Annotated in this window: 14 protein-coding genes; 12 read left to right on the forward strand and 2 right to left on the reverse strand. The window is 62.6% G+C overall.

Going from position 1 to position 13,730, the window contains the following annotated elements; genetic code table 11:
* Positions 1 to 12: 12 nt before the first annotated feature.
* The 8 genes from QP752_RS01745 to QP752_RS01780 all read left to right on the forward strand — a co-directional run bounded on the left by QP752_RS01745 (position 13) and on the right by QP752_RS01780 (position 6,273).
* Positions 13 to 513, forward strand: coding sequence for a hypothetical protein (locus tag QP752_RS01745; RefSeq protein ID WP_070363044.1), 501 nt, complete (start codon positions 13 to 15; stop codon positions 511 to 513).
* Complete coding sequence (gene tsaB / locus QP752_RS01750) at positions 513 to 1,181, forward strand: tRNA (adenosine(37)-N6)-threonylcarbamoyltransferase complex dimerization subunit type 1 TsaB (protein WP_256007721.1); 669 nt, start codon at positions 513 to 515, stop codon at positions 1,179 to 1,181. Before QP752_RS01745 ends, tsaB begins: the two co-directional genes overlap by 1 nt.
* On the forward strand, positions 1,178 to 1,651 hold the full coding sequence (gene rimI / locus QP752_RS01755; RefSeq protein ID WP_070477599.1) for a ribosomal protein S18-alanine N-acetyltransferase: 474 nt from the start codon (positions 1,178 to 1,180) through the stop codon (positions 1,649 to 1,651). The genes tsaB and rimI overlap by 4 nt, the downstream gene beginning before the upstream one ends.
* Complete coding sequence (gene tsaD, locus QP752_RS01760) at positions 1,648 to 2,700, forward strand: tRNA (adenosine(37)-N6)-threonylcarbamoyltransferase complex transferase subunit TsaD (protein WP_256007722.1); 1,053 nt, start codon at positions 1,648 to 1,650, stop codon at positions 2,698 to 2,700. The genes rimI and tsaD overlap by 4 nt, the downstream gene beginning before the upstream one ends.
* Positions 2,701 to 2,865: 165 nt before the next feature.
* On the forward strand, positions 2,866 to 3,165 hold the full coding sequence (groES, locus tag QP752_RS01765; RefSeq protein ID WP_070363040.1) for a co-chaperone GroES: 300 nt from the start codon (positions 2,866 to 2,868) through the stop codon (positions 3,163 to 3,165).
* Between the two features lie 21 nt (positions 3,166 to 3,186).
* Positions 3,187 to 4,797, forward strand: coding sequence for a chaperonin GroEL (gene groL, locus QP752_RS01770; protein WP_256007723.1), 1,611 nt, complete (start codon positions 3,187 to 3,189; stop codon positions 4,795 to 4,797).
* A 136-nt stretch (positions 4,798 to 4,933) separates the two neighbouring features.
* On the forward strand, positions 4,934 to 5,518 hold the full coding sequence (locus QP752_RS01775; protein WP_070363038.1) for a sigma-70 family RNA polymerase sigma factor: 585 nt from the start codon (positions 4,934 to 4,936) through the stop codon (positions 5,516 to 5,518).
* The gene (locus tag QP752_RS01780; RefSeq protein WP_256007724.1) at positions 5,515 to 6,273 is read left to right on the forward strand and encodes a hypothetical protein; all 759 of its coding nucleotides are present in this window, start codon (positions 5,515 to 5,517) and stop codon (positions 6,271 to 6,273) included. The genes QP752_RS01775 and QP752_RS01780 overlap by 4 nt, the downstream gene beginning before the upstream one ends.
* On the opposite strand, the gene QP752_RS01785 is transcribed toward QP752_RS01780, so the two are convergent.
* Entirely contained in the window at positions 6,270 to 6,656 is a 387-nt protein-coding gene (locus QP752_RS01785) for a DUF5319 domain-containing protein (protein ID WP_205634860.1), read from the reverse strand. The two genes, QP752_RS01780 and QP752_RS01785, sit on opposite strands and share 4 nt — an antisense overlap.
* Positions 6,657 to 6,796: 140 nt before the next feature.
* On the opposite strand from QP752_RS01785, the gene guaB reads away from it, so the two are divergent.
* The 4 genes from guaB to guaA all read left to right on the forward strand — a co-directional run bounded on the left by guaB (position 6,797) and on the right by guaA (position 12,594).
* The gene (guaB, locus tag QP752_RS01790) at positions 6,797 to 8,320 is read left to right on the forward strand and encodes an IMP dehydrogenase (protein ID WP_256007725.1); all 1,524 of its coding nucleotides are present in this window, start codon (positions 6,797 to 6,799) and stop codon (positions 8,318 to 8,320) included.
* A 36-nt stretch (positions 8,321 to 8,356) separates the two neighbouring features.
* On the forward strand, positions 8,357 to 9,511 hold the full coding sequence (locus QP752_RS01795; RefSeq protein ID WP_070363034.1) for a GuaB3 family IMP dehydrogenase-related protein: 1,155 nt from the start codon (positions 8,357 to 8,359) through the stop codon (positions 9,509 to 9,511).
* Positions 9,512 to 9,535: 24 nt separating this feature from the next.
* Positions 9,536 to 10,828: a PAS domain-containing protein gene (locus QP752_RS01800; protein WP_284804115.1), complete on the forward strand. Its 1,293-nt coding sequence runs from the start codon at positions 9,536 to 9,538 to the stop codon at positions 10,826 to 10,828.
* Between the two features lie 212 nt (positions 10,829 to 11,040).
* Positions 11,041 to 12,594 (forward strand): glutamine-hydrolyzing GMP synthase, encoded by a 1,554-nt coding sequence (gene guaA / locus QP752_RS01805; protein WP_284804117.1) that lies wholly within the window; start codon positions 11,041 to 11,043, stop codon positions 12,592 to 12,594.
* Between the two features lie 9 nt (positions 12,595 to 12,603).
* Here guaA and QP752_RS01810 read toward each other — a convergent pair whose 3' ends face one another.
* Positions 12,604 to 13,650, reverse strand: a complete 1,047-nt coding sequence (locus tag QP752_RS01810) for a PspC domain-containing protein (RefSeq protein ID WP_284804118.1) — start codon at positions 13,648 to 13,650, stop codon at positions 12,604 to 12,606.
* Positions 13,651 to 13,730 lie beyond the last annotated feature (80 nt).

The raw sequence follows: 13,730 nt of genomic DNA on the forward strand, positions 1-13,730 counted from the left end.
AGGCTGTAGGCCATGCTGAAGCTGAACAATACTAGCCGTGGTTGGGTCGCTATTGCGTGTGCACTGTGGGTGATTGTGCTCGTTGCTCTCATTTTCATCCCACTGACCAAGCCGTCCCCAATGGCGGCTGCGACGCCAACGAATTCTCTTTCCCGCTCCCTTGAAGAGGTCAAGCCTGGTGGCGAAGCCGTTGCGGGCCAGCTCATCGACCTGACTCGCGTCTACGACAAGGACTACATCGGGTTCACCACGCTGTGCCCGAACGAGCCGGACCAGCTGCTGCTGAGCAAGCTGCAGGCGCTGAACCTTGACCAGGACCGCTTCGATTTCTCCGGCGACTGGGGTTACATGCTGCTGTTCGACGAGGACCAGAACGCGGAGATCGACCTGGACAAGGTGGAGCTTTCCAAGGTGAACATCTGCTCCATCCCGCAGTCGGAGATGTTCCCGATGAACACGCCGCTGCCGTTCCACAAGGACGGTAACGGCTGGGTCATGGGAGTAGCGGCGTAATGCTGACGCTGGCGCTCGATACCGCCACGCACGACCTCGTTGTCGGCGTGGGCGATCAACAGTCGCGCCGCGTGGATGCACAGCGGGTAATCAGAACCCGCTCGCATAACGAACTTTTGGTCCCCACTGTCAACGAACTACTGGCGGAAGCGGGCTGCACCTACGGTGCGCTCGAAGCCGTCGTCGTTGGCGTGGGGCCTGGCCCGTTTACGGGGCTTCGCGTAGGCATGGCCACCGCGTCCGCCTTCGGGCAGGCGCTGGGGGTGCCGGTGTACGGGGTCTGCACCCACGACGCCATCGCCGCGGAAGCCGGGGACACCACCGGGAAAAGCGTGCTAGTGGTCACTGATGCGCGCCGCCGCGAGGTGTACTGGAGCCTCTACCGTGACGGACAGCGCGTCGACGGCCCACACGTCAGCGCAGCCAGCGCGATCGACGTTGAGGGTGACGCCGTTGACATGCTCGTCGTCCCGGACGCGCTGCGTGAGACTGTGACTGTCGCGGCTGGTGAGGTACGCGATCTCGTGCCGGGGGTGCGCGGTCTGCTGGCTGCGTGCGATCCATCGGATACGCCGGAGCCACTCACACCGCTGTACTTGCGCCGCCCGGACGCAGTCCCGCCGAAGCCGCGCCCGCGCTCTGCTGCGCTGCCGGACATCAAACTGTGAATATCCGGGAGCTCACGCCCAGCGACGCGGACGCAGTCGCGGCGCTGGAAGCGGTGCTGTTCGCTGGCGAGACCCCGTGGTCGCGGGAGGTGCTGCTGACGCAGTTCGCGCAGCCGTACACGTTTTACATCGGTGCTTTCGACGACAAGGGCGCACTTCTGGGGTATGCGGGCCTTGCGATGCTGGGCCCGCGCAACGACCCGGAGTTCGAAATTCACACCATCGGCGTCGCGCCCGAGGTGCAGCGCCGCGGGGTGGGCAGGGAGCTGATGGACCAGCTCGTCCACACCGCCGACCTTCTCGACGGCCCGATGTTCCTCGAGGTGCGCACCGACAACTCCGCGGCGCTTGGCATGTACGAGCGCTACGGCTTTTCCGTGGTTGGCACCCGAAAGAATTACTATCAACCTTCTGGCGCGGACGCGTTTTCCATGATGCGTCCGCGGAAGATCGAAAGGGAGCAGGCATGATTGTTGCCGGGATTGAGTCCTCATGCGACGAGACGGCCGTTGGCATTGTCGACGTCCACTCCGACGGCACCATGGAGATCCTTGCGAACCAGGTGGCGTCTTCGATGGAGCAGCACGCACGCTTTGGTGGCGTGGTGCCCGAGATCGCGTCGCGTGCCCACCTTGAGGCGATGCCGCAAGTGATGGCCGCGGCACTGGAAGAGGCCGGTATCGATGCCCCGGACGTGGTTGCGGCGACGATCGGGCCTGGTCTTGCCGGTGCGCTGCTGGTCGGCGCGTCCGCTGCGAAGGCCTACGCGGCGGCGTGGGGTGTGCCGTTTTACGCCGTGAACCACTTGGGTGGGCACGTGGCGGTGGCGAACCTGGAGGGCCAGGAGCGGCTCCCGCACTCGGTGGCACTGCTGGTCTCTGGTGGGCATACGCAGTTGTTGGAGGTTGAGGCCGTCGGCAAGCCGATGCGTGAGCTGGGCTCTACCCTTGACGACGCCGCCGGCGAGGCCTACGACAAGGTCTCGCGCCTGCTTGGGCTTGGCTACCCGGGCGGCCCGGTCATCGACCGTTTGGCGGCGAAGGGTAACCCGGATGCGATTCCGTTCCCGCGCGCGCTCAGTAAGGCCGACGATCTGCGGGGCGAGCACCGCTTCGACTTCTCGTTCTCCGGCTTGAAGACTGCCGTGGCGCGCTACGTGGAAAAGGCGGAGCGCGAAGGCTGGGTGGTCAACGTGGAGGACGTGTGCGCGTCGTTCCAGGAGGCGGTGTGTGACGTGCTCGTGCGCAAGGCGCTGCTGGCACTGGAGGCGACCGGTGCGAAGACGCTGTTGCTCGGCGGCGGAGTGGCGGCGAACAGTCGCCTGCGCGCACTTGCCCAGGAACGTTGCGAGAAGGCTGGCGTGGAGCTGCGTGTACCGCGCTTCGGGCTGTGCACCGATAACGGCGTGATGATCGCGGCGTTGGCGGGCCAGCTCATCCATGAGGGGGCCAAGCCTTCGGAGCTGTCCGTGGCGACGGATACGTCGTTGGAAGTGGAGATTCCGCTCGTTCACCAGTAAAGATTGGTGAGTGTCGTCACAATGTTGAGTGTTAGCACTCGCAGGGGTAGAGTGCTAACAAGGTTGTGGAGAGCGCAGTTGTACACCCGCGACGACGGCTGGGCCTTCGAATAACCTCAAACTACTGAACTGATAGATACAACATTGAAGGAAGGCGTTCAGATCATGGCAAACGTCAACATCAAGCCACTGGAAGACAAGGTTCTGGTACAGATCGCTGAGGCGGAGACCACGACGGCATCCGGCCTGGTTATCCCTGATTCCGCTGCTGAGAAGCCACAGGAGGCAGTTGTTATCGCTGTCGGCCCTGGCCGCTTGGATGAGCAGGGCAAGCGCATTGCTGTCGACGTCAACGAGGGCGACACCGTGATATTCTCCAAGTACGGCGGCACCGAGCTGAAGTACAACGGTGAAGAGTACTTGCTGCTTTCCGCTCGCGACCTGCTGGCCGTCGTCGAAAAGTAATTGAAGGGGGCGTAGCCACCAATGGCAAAACTTATTGCATTTCATCAGGAGGCCCGCGAAGGCATCAAGAAGGGCGTTGACACTTTGGCGGATACCGTCAAGGTCACCCTTGGCCCGCGTGGCCGAAACGTTGTGCTTTCGAAGTCGTGGGGTGGCCCGACCGTTACCAACGACGGTGTGACGATCGCCCGCGACATCGACCTTGAGGAGCCGTTTGAGAACCTCGGTGCGCAGCTGGTGAAATCCGTCGCAGTGAAGACGAACGACATCGCCGGTGACGGCACCACGACCGCGACGCTGCTCGCGCAGGCGCTGGTCACCGAGGGGCTGCGCAACGTCGCCGCTGGTGCGAACCCGATCCAGCTGAACAAGGGCATCCAGGCTGCGGCCGAGAAGGTCATCGAGGAGCTGAAGTCGCGTGCGACGGAGGTTTCTTCGTCCGCCGAGATCGCCAACGTTGCCACCGTTTCCTCCCGCGACCCTGAGGTCGGCGAGATGGTTGCCGGTGCGATGGACAAGGTCGGCAAGGACGGCGTCGTCACCGTCGAGGAGTCCCAGACGATCGACTCCTTTGTCGACGTCACCGAGGGTGTCTCCTTCGACAAGGGCTTCCTGTCGCCGTACTTTATGACGGACCCCGACGCCGGCCAGGCGGTGCTGGAAAACGCCCGCGTGCTGCTGGTCCGTAACAAGATTTCCTCGCTGCCGGACTTCCTTCCGCTGCTGGAAAAGGTTGCGGAGGCATCCGTCCCGCTGCTGATCATCGCCGAGGACGTCGACGGTGAGCCGCTGCAGACGCTCGTGGTGAACACGCTGCGCAAGTCCCTGAAGGTTGTCGCCGTGAAGTCGCCGTACTTCGGCGAGCGCCGCAAGGCCTTTATGGATGACTTGGCTGTAGTGACCAATGCGACGGTCATCGACCCTGAGGTTGGCATGGCGCTCAAGGACGCCACGCTGGATGACCTTGGCTCGGTGCGCCGCGTCACCGTGACCAAGGACGACACCGTGCTTGTCGACGGCGCCGGTTCCGCTGAGGACGTCGAGGAGCGTCGCAACCAGATCCGCCGCGACATCGAGGCGACGGACTCCACCTGGGACAAGGAGAAGATGGAGGAGCGCCTGGCGAAGCTGTCGGGTGGCGTCGCCGTCATCCGCGTCGGTGCCGCGACTGAGACCGAGGTCAACGAGCGCAAGCTGCGCGTCGAGGACGCCATCAACGCTGCCCGCGCGGCAGTCGAAGAGGGCATTATCGCCGGTGGCGGTTCCGCACTGGTCCAGATCGCACGCGACCTGGAGGAGTACGCGGAGTCCTTCGAGGGCGAGCAGAAGACTGGCGTGTTGGCGGTTGCCCGCGCGCTGGTGAAGCCGGCGTTCTGGATTGCGGACAACGCTGGGCTGGACGGCTCAGTTGTTGTGTCGAAGATCGCAGACATGGCGAACGACGAAGGCTTCAACGCCGCAACGATGGAGTACGGCAACCTGGTTGAGCAGGGCATCATTGACCCTGTGAAGGTGACACACTCCGCTGTTGTCAACGCTTGCTCGGTAGCCCGCATGGTGCTGACCACGGAGGTTTCTGTGGTGAACAAGCCGGAAGAAGTTGAGGAACACGCACACGGTCACGCGCACTAATTAGTGTTTGTGACGAGGGGAGCCCGGACGGATACATGCCGTTCGGGCTTTTGCGTGCCTGATGGGTCAGGCTTTGGGAATGGCATGCTCGGCGCTGTACCCTTAGGCGATACTGGAAAGGAGTCGGGCGTCGCGTATGAGCGGTATAGATACTGATGACGTGAATGCGCAGCTTGCGCAACTGCTGCCTGCTGCACAGTCCGGTGATGATCGGGCGACGCAGCGCGTCGTGGCGCTCATTTATCCATTTGTGCTGCGCTACGCCCGCGCCCGCATTGGCGGTGGGCGCACCCCGACCCCGGAAGACGTCACTCAGGACGTGTGCTTTGCAGTAGTCAAGGCGCTCAGTACCTATAAGGACCAGGGCAAGCCGTTCATGGCATTCGTGTACGGGATTGCATTTAATAAGGTGACGGATGCGCACCGCAGCTATGCGCGAGACCGAATGCTGCCCACCGAAGATATCCCCGATGGGGTATCACAAGAGGCGGATCCAGAGGGATATGCGCTGGATGTCGACGCGAGTAACAAAATGCGCGAGCTGCTCGATGTACTCAATGAGAAAGCGCGAAACATCATTATTCTTCGCGTATTTGTTGGCCTTTCGGCGGAAGAAACAGCAGAGATTGTTGGCGGGACAGCTGGGTCGGTTCGTGTCGCACAGCACCGTGCCCTGGCTCGCCTGCGTGAGGCCCTTGAAGAAGAGGAGTCTGCGAAATGACACGTGATGCTCACCGTATCCCGCAGTTTGATGAGCTGTTGGCGGATGACGCCCTGTTGACCAAAGCGTCACGTGGAGAGGACCCTAGCGACGGCACCGATCCGCTTTTGGGCCTGATGGGTGCGCTGCGCGAGGACGTCGAGCGTCCGATGCCGGAGCCACCATACATAGCGCCCGTGGCGGCGCCTGCGCGCAAACAGATGAACCCGTGGCTCAGTGGGTTTGTGGGCGCGGCAGCAGCCACCGCAATCGTTGCTGGAAGCGGGGCAGTGTTGTACAACGCGACTCCTGATTCCCCTCTGTGGCCAGTAGCCTCAACCGTGTTTGGGGAGCGGGCGTCGGTCATGGAGCTTGCGAGCACGCTCGACGAGATGGAAGTAGCCAGCGATGAGGGTAACGGCGACGCTGTGCGTGCCCTGGTGTTACAGGCCAAGGCGTTGCTTGACTCCATGGATGTGAAGAAGACGCAAGGGTCTGAGCCCACGGTGGCGTCGACAATCCCCGAGGTGACGGTGACGCGCACCGTGACTGTGACGGTGACACCTGAGCCGCGCGAACCGGTGACGGTGACGCAGGTGGTCACGGAGCAGCCTGCCGTCGAGCAGCATTCCTCCGCGCAGCCGACAGTGAGTGCGGAACCGAGCGGTGCGCACGTGCCGGCTACTACAGGCAAGGACGCCGCGCCGGAATCGCCAGTGGCGACGACCTCCCCCAAGCCGGTTGAGCCCCCGGCGTCAGCCTCGCCGCAGCACTAGCGCCCGGCGGACTCGATGCCGTCCATGTACCCCAGCGCGTAATCCCACGTGACATAGGCGTTGACGTCCGGGTTAGCGCTTGGTTCGTGGACGGGCGGCAGCGCGTTGTTGAGCGTGGAGATCATGTTTTGCTCCATGATGTCCCAGTCGTAGTAGTGCGTCTGCTCGCAGTCTTCACACATGAAGAAGATCCCGAGGATGCCGCGGGGGCGCAGGATACGTTGTGCGTCGCGGACGTGGGCGAGGTCGTGAATGATCGCCTGCCGCTCCTCGCTGCTTAAGGGCTCCGGCTGTTCGTCGTCCTCGATGAACGATGCCGGGTCGTTCGGGTCGTTTGCGAACGGGTCGAGTGGCATCATGTCGTCGTAATTCACACCGATCAGCCTATTGTGTGGGGAGTAGCAAGGCCAATTAGCCATGTGCGTTGGGATTTTTCGACGCCGCTGTGTGTCGTGTCGCGCGACGTTATATCATGGCTGAAAACCAATGTCGGGTACACCGCGCGCGGAAGGAGAAGTTGTCAATGGCAAACGAGCGAGTTCTTACAGGTGGGGATGACCCGCACAAGGTTGCACTGCGGGGCTTGACCTTTGATGATGTGCTGCTGCTGCCAGCCGAGTCTCACATTGTGCCGGCCGAAGTGAGCACGAGCTCGCAGTTCAGCCGCAACATCAAGCTGGGTATCCCGATCGCATCGGCTGCGATGGATACGGTCACGGAGTCGCGGATGGCGATCGCGATGGCGCGCCAGGGTGGCATTGGCGTGCTGCACCGCAACCTGAGCGCTCAGGACCAGGCGGAGCAGGTTGACATCGTAAAGCGTTCTGAGTCCGGTATGGTCACCAACCCGGTGACCGCCACACCAGACATGACGATTCGTGACGTCGACGCGCTGTGCGGCCGCTTCCACATCTCGGGCCTGCCGGTGATCGACGCCGACGAGCGCCTGGTGGGCATCATCACCAACCGCGATATGCGCTTCGAGCCGGACTACGACCGCAAGGTCGCAGAGGTGATGACAGCGATGCCGCTGGTTGTGGCGGATGAGGGCGTCGATAAGCAGGAGGCACTCGCGCTGCTGTCGGCGAACAAGGTGGAGAAGCTGCCGATCGTGGATAAGGCAGGCAAGCTGGTTGGCCTGATCACGGTGAAGGACTTCGTGAAGAGCGAGCAGTACCCGAACGCGTCGAAGGACTCGAACGGCCGCCTGCTTGTTGCTGCTGGTATCGGCACTGGTGAAGAGTCCTACGAGCGCGCCGCGCTGCTCGTTGAGGCGGGTGTCGACGCCCTCGTCGTCGACTCTGCGCACGCACATAACAACCGCGTGCTGGAGATGGTGTCCCGTGTGAAGAAGGACTTCGGCGACCGCGTTGACGTCATCGGTGGCAACCTGGCAACGCGCGAGGCTGCACAGGCGATGATTGACGCCGGCGCGGACGCGATCAAGGTTGGCATCGGTCCTGGCTCCATTTGCACCACCCGCGTTGTTGCGGGCGTCGGAGCGCCACAGATCACGTCCATCCTGGAGGCTTCTGTGCCTGCTCACAAGGCTGGGGTACCGATCATCGCAGACGGTGGCATGCAGTTCTCCGGCGACGTTGCTAAGGCGCTCGCGGCTGGTGCATCGACCGTCATGCTCGGCTCCATGCTCGCAGGCACCACTGAGGCACCCGGTGACGTTGTCGTCGTTGGTGGCAAGCAGTACAAGCGCTACCGTGGCATGGGCTCGATGGGCGCGATGCAGGGCCGTGGCCTGACCGGCGAGAAGCGTTCCTTCTCCAAGGACCGCTACTTCCAGGCAGACGTCACCAGCGAAGACAAGCTGGTGCCGGAGGGCGTCGAGGGCCGCGTTCCGTTCCGCGGAGATATCGACGCCATCACCCACCAGATCGTCGGTGGTCTGCGCGCCGCGATGGGCTACACCGGCTCCGCCTCGATCGCAGAACTGCAGACGAAGCAGTTCGTCCAAATCACCACGGCTGGCTTGCGCGAATCGCACCCGCATGACATCACGCAAACGGTTGCAGCGCCGAACTACCACAACTAATCCTTTCTGACTGGCTCCTGAAGGAGAGAACCTGACATGCGTGAATATGTAGAAATTGGCATCGGACGCGAAGCCCGCAAGGCCTACGACCTTGACGATCTGACCCTGGTTCCGACGCGGCGCACCCGCTCGTCGAAGGACGTCAACACGGAGTGGCACATCGACGCCTACTCCTTTGACATGCCGCTCGTATCCCACCCGACCGATGCCCTAGCGAGCCCCGAGTTCGCCATCGAGATGGGTAAGCAGGGTGGACTTGCGGTGCTCAACGCCGAGGGCATCCTGGGCCGCCACGCGAACTTCGAAGAGGCGATCAACGAGGTCTGCGGGCAGGCGCCAAATCCCAAGGACCTCGAGCAGGAGAATTACCACGAGATTCCTAGCAAGATTGCCAAGGCTACGGCGACGCTGCAGAAACTCCATCAGGCGCCAATTAATTTGGACGTGTTGAGTGAGCGCATTGCGCAGGTCCGCGCGTCGGGCGCGACCGTCGCTGTGCGCGTGAGCCCGCAGAACGTGCGCGAGCTTGCTCCGGCAGTGATCAAGGCCGGCGCGGAGATCCTGTTCGTGCAGGGCACGTTGATTTCCGCCGAGCACGTGCAGCCCGGTGGGGAACCGCTGAACTTGAAGGAGTTCATCGGCTCCCTCGACGTTCCGGTCATCGCAGGTGGCGTCTTCGACTACACGACGGCCACGCACCTGATGCGTGCTGGCGCAGCCGGCGTGATTGTTGGTTCGGGTCGCTCCTCTTCCGGCCTGGCGCTGGACGTTCCTCTCGCAACTGCGATTGCCGACGTGGCTGCGGCTCGCCGCGACTACTTGGACGAGACCGGTGGCCGTTATGTCCACGTCATCGCTGATTCGGCACCGTCGAACGCCGGAGACATCGCGTTGGCACTCGCCATGGGCGCCGACGCCGTCATGGTAGGCAGTCTGTTCGCGAAGGCGAACGAGGCCGCTGCTGGCGGCGCGTACTGGGAACCGGCGGCTGCGCACCCGCGCTTCCCGCGCGGCGAGGTTGCCAACTGGGAGTTCGGCGATCGTCTTCCGCTGTCTGAGATTTTGTTCGGTCCATCGAGCGATTCGGGCGCTGCCACGAACTTAGTGGGCGGTTTGCGCCGTATTATGGCGAAATGTGGGTACACTGATCTCAAGTCGTTCCAAAAGGTCGACGTGACCGTCCGCCCGTAAACAGATTGACCTAATATATCGAATATGGCCTACGAAGTAGTTATTAAACGAGATGCCCCTGACGGCCCACACCACGAGGTTGATGTCGACCACATCTTCTTCTCGGTGACGGACAGCAAGGGCATTATGACCCATGTCAATGAGGTCTTTATTCACTACGCGCAGTATCCCGAAGTCGAGATGATCGGGAAGCCACACAATCTCATTCGCCATATTGAGATGCCTGGTGGCGCGTTCAAGCTGATGTGGGACGTCATTGAGGACGGCCGACCGTTCGCAGGCTATGTCCGTAACTGCGCAAAGAGCGGCTCTGCGTACGACGTGTTTGCTACCGTGACGCCTCTGCCAAATGGCGACTACCTCTCGGTGCGCACCCGCCCGATGACCGAACTGTTCAAGGTCGTCGGCGACGTGTACCAAGCGGTGAACGACGTTGAGTGGAAGGCGCGCCACGAGGGCGTTGGCCGTCGCCGCCGTGCAGAGCTTGGCCTGGCCAAGCTGCAGGAGCTTGTACCTGATTACGACGCCTTCGTTGCCGAGGCGCTGCCAGCCGAGGTGCTGGCGCGCGAGGAAGCGGGCTTCGACCTTCCAGAGGGCACCGGCGAGGTGTACGAGGCCACTAAGCGCCTCTACCGCGAGCTGGACCGCTTCATGGAAATCCAGTCCTCCATTAAGGAAGCCGCCGAAGAACTGGCAAAGGCCAGCCAGACTTTGGTGGAAGAAAACGCTGTGACCAACAGCGTGAAGGGCGAGATGGAGAACGTCATGGCGGAGGGTGCTGCCCGTACGCTGTTGCTTGCACCACTGCAGGTGTGGGCGACGATGCGTGGCATCATCGACGAGAACGCGCAGTCGCTCAACGAGGTGGCTGGCGAGTTGGCGAAGAAGGCGGCGTCCGCGCGTATGGCGATTGCGCTGGCTCGTCTGCATACTGCGCAGACCGCGATTTTCTCCCTTGAGGCGAACCGTGGCGAGGTGCTCTCTATGCTGTTCGACGCCCTCGAGGTGGACGTGAAGCAGATGGACGACGCAGTCTTCCTGCACTCCTCCCTGGCGAACCGCGTGGACCTGAAGGTGAACTCGATTTCCGAGCTGACCAAGATGCCGCTCGAGATGATTCGTCGCTGGTCCCAGACCACGGCGCAGGAGCCGTTCGGCGAGAACATCGAGCCGCTTGTTGCTCAGGTGCACCGCGCTATCCAGGCTGCTGATAACTCTATCGAGCGCCTGCACGCTTCCTCGCAGAAGCTGGGCTCCGACCCGGCGATTGACGGGGTGCACGATGCGCTGGAGAACCTGCGTGCGCTGCTGAAGTAGTCTGTTGTAACGTCGCAACGCTGAAGACACCACCCGCCAAGCGGGTGGTGTTTTGTTGTTTCGAAGGGATTCCCGCACCAGATTCCAGTATTTCGGCCGGGTGCATTGGCGTTTCCCCAGGTCCCGAATTGTGCGCGCGGGAATGTGGTGCGCAGGACACTGTCATCGGGCTCACGTACACATTAGGTGCTGCGTAGGTTAAGATTTGGTGCGTGACTACAGCTCAAACTCGCCCTGTTCTTGTTGTTGATTTCGGTGCGCAGTACGCGCAGCTCATTGCGCGTCGTGTGCGTGAGGCGCACGTGTTCTCCGAAGTCGTTCCGTCCACGATCTCCGCTGCGGAGGTGAAGGAGAAGCAGCCGCTGGCGCTTGTCCTGTCAGGTGGCCCGTCGTCCGTGTATGAGGATGGCGCTCCGCAGTTGGACCCTGAGATTTTCGAGTTGGGGATTCCGATCTTCGGCATCTGCTACGGCTTCCAGGTGATGACGCGGGCGCTCGGCGGCAAGGTTGAGCAGACCGGCGCCCGTGAGTACGGTCGCACGGCGATGAACGTCATGGGTGGTGTGCTGCACGCCGGCTTGCCGGAGGAGCACAAGGTGTGGATGAGCCACGGCGATTCGGTGACGCAGGCTCCGGAGGGCTTCGAGGTCACCGCGTCTTCGAAGGGTGCGCCGGTCGCCGCGTTCGAGAACGTGGAGCGCAAGTTCGCCGGTGTGCAGTACCACCCGGAGGTGATGCACTCGCCGCACGGCCAGGAGGTGCTGACGCGCTTCCTCACCGAGATTGCTGGTCTGGAGCAGAACTGGACGGCATCCAATATTGCGGAGCAGCTCATTGAGCAGGTTCGCACCCAGGTTGGGGACGGCTACGCCATCTGTGGTCTGTCCGGTGGTGTGGACTCGGCTGTTGCTGCGGCGCTGGTGCAGCGTGCGATCGGGGACCGCCTGACCTGTGTGTTCGTGGACCACGGCCTGCTGCGTCAGGGTGAGCGCGAGCAGGTGGAGAAGGACTTCGTCGCCGCGACCGGCGCGAAGCTGGTCACCGTGGACGAGCGCAAGGCCTTCCTGGACAAGTTGTCTGGTGTGACCGAGCCGGAGGCCAAGCGCAAGGCGATCGGTGCGGAGTTCATCCGTTCCTTCGAGCGCGCTGTGGCTGATGTGTTGTCGGACCACAAGGTTGATTACCTGGTGCAGGGCACGCTGTACCCAGACGTCGTGGAGTCTGGCGGCGGCACCGGTACCGCGAACATCAAGAGCCACCACAACGTCGGCGGCCTACCGGACGACGTCGAGTTCGAGCTGGTCGAGCCGCTTCGTCTGCTGTTTAAGGACGAGGTCCGCGCGGTCGGCCGCGAGCTGGGCCTGCCCGAGGTGATCGTGAACCGTCAGCCGTTCCCGGGCCCGGGCCTGGGCATCCGCATCATCGGTGAGGTCACCGAGGAGCGCCTGGAAACCCTGCGCGCCGCTGACGCGATTGCTCGCGAGGAGCTGACCAAGGCTGGCCTGGACGACCAGATCTGGCAGTGCCCGGTCGTGCTGCTCGCCGACGTTCGTTCCGTGGGTGTGCAGGGCGACGGCCGCACCTACGGCCACCCAATTGTGCTGCGCCCTGTCGCGTCCGAGGACGCGATGACCGCGGACTGGGTACGCATCCCGTACGAGACGCTGGAGGTCATCTCGACCCGCATCACCAACGAGGTGGCGGATGTCAACCGCGTGGTGTTGGATGTTACATCCAAGCCGCCGGCCACCATTGAGTGGGAGTAGGTAGCCGACTTAATCGGCAAAGTACGCGGACACGGACCCGACGCGCTGCTTCACGTTGATCGTGAGTAGCTCGCCGTCCTTGTCCGCGTTTTGCTTGCCTTGGGGGCATGTGGTTTCGCCGATGGTGGCTTCGCAGTGGACGTCGACCGGCACGTTGTTGGGCAGAATGATCTCGATTTCGCCGACGCCGTTGGCAATGTTCACGGTCTTCGGTTCGTCGAGAGGCGCGAGGCTCGACAGGTCGAGGTGGGTCTCGCCGATGAGGTTGTTGAGATCGGGGATCGAAGCCGCGTCCTCGAATGAGAGGTGCATTTCGCCGATGCGGCTGCCCACGTTGCTCTCGAATCGGGGGCCCGCAATACCGGTGATAAACAGGGCGCAGACGAGGATGACAGCCAGGGGCAGCCATAGCCAAAGGCGTTTCTTTTTCTTCGGCTGTTCCGGCGCTGGCTCGGTTGGCTCGGGCAGGTGCCACAGCCCGGGCGCTGCGCCGAGTGGGTCCCACGCGGGTGGCGTGCCGGGGTGTTCGTAGCCCTCGGGCACGGTGAGGTGTGAGGTGTCCACGGTGGGGCCTTCGCTTGTCGACGCCTCCTCGGGGTTCATTACCAGCAGTCCTGCCGGCGGCTCCGGCTGGCGCTGGTGGGCGAGGTACCAGCCGAGCGCGAACAACACGAACGTAACGAGCACCCCGTTGACATCGCCTGCCGCTGAGACAGATGGGAAGAAGATCACCAACCCGATGAGTAGCCACCAGCCGGTGCTGCGGTCCTTCTTCTCTGGCTCGGTGAGTTGTTCTTTCGGCGTGATAATTGAGTTCCACGGGCTGCGGGTCATGCCGAAGCGTGGCATGTTGATCCAGCACAGTAGGTAGAGGAAAAGTCCGCCGCCAAATACGAGTGCAAGTGCTACGAAGATGACGCGAACAAGCGTCGGGTCGACTTGGTAGCGGGCGCCGATGCCTTCACAGACGCCAGCGATGACAGCCTTACCGCCCTGGTCTTCTGGGATGCGGGGCGGGCGGGTCTCCCACATGCGCTTCAGTGTGTTGGTTTCCATGCCTCCATTGTCGCGTGGTGGGCCCGTGGGCGGTATCGGGAATGACCCTGATTTTTGATTTCAGGGTTTACCCTGATGTG

It is taken from the genome of Corynebacterium sp. UMB10321, from assembly GCF_030228725.1.
Taxonomy (GTDB): Bacteria; Actinomycetota; Actinomycetes; order Mycobacteriales; family Mycobacteriaceae; genus Corynebacterium; species Corynebacterium pseudogenitalium.

Excerpts from the sequence above, each read along its gene's own strand:
- tsaD (WP_256007722.1), top strand. The coding sequence starts at position 1,648 with ATGATTGTTGCCGGGATTGAGTCCTCATGCGACGAGACGGCCGTTGGC.
- QP752_RS01780 (WP_256007724.1), top strand. The coding sequence starts at position 5,515 with ATGACACGTGATGCTCACCGTATCCCGCAGTTTGATGAGCTGTTGGCG.
- QP752_RS01800 (WP_284804115.1), top strand. The coding sequence starts at position 9,536 with ATGGCCTACGAAGTAGTTATTAAACGAGATGCCCCTGACGGCCCACAC.
- groES (WP_070363040.1), top strand. The coding sequence starts at position 2,866 with ATGGCAAACGTCAACATCAAGCCACTGGAAGACAAGGTTCTGGTACAG.
- QP752_RS01810 (WP_284804118.1), bottom strand. The coding sequence starts at position 13,650 with ATGGAAACCAACACACTGAAGCGCATGTGGGAGACCCGCCCGCCCCGC.
- tsaB (WP_256007721.1), top strand. The coding sequence starts at position 513 with ATGCTGACGCTGGCGCTCGATACCGCCACGCACGACCTCGTTGTCGGC.
- QP752_RS01775 (WP_070363038.1), top strand. The coding sequence starts at position 4,934 with ATGAGCGGTATAGATACTGATGACGTGAATGCGCAGCTTGCGCAACTG.
- QP752_RS01745 (WP_070363044.1), top strand. The coding sequence starts at position 13 with ATGCTGAAGCTGAACAATACTAGCCGTGGTTGGGTCGCTATTGCGTGT.
- groL (WP_256007723.1), top strand. The coding sequence starts at position 3,187 with ATGGCAAAACTTATTGCATTTCATCAGGAGGCCCGCGAAGGCATCAAG.
- QP752_RS01795 (WP_070363034.1), top strand. The coding sequence starts at position 8,357 with ATGCGTGAATATGTAGAAATTGGCATCGGACGCGAAGCCCGCAAGGCC.
- guaB (WP_256007725.1), top strand. The coding sequence starts at position 6,797 with ATGGCAAACGAGCGAGTTCTTACAGGTGGGGATGACCCGCACAAGGTT.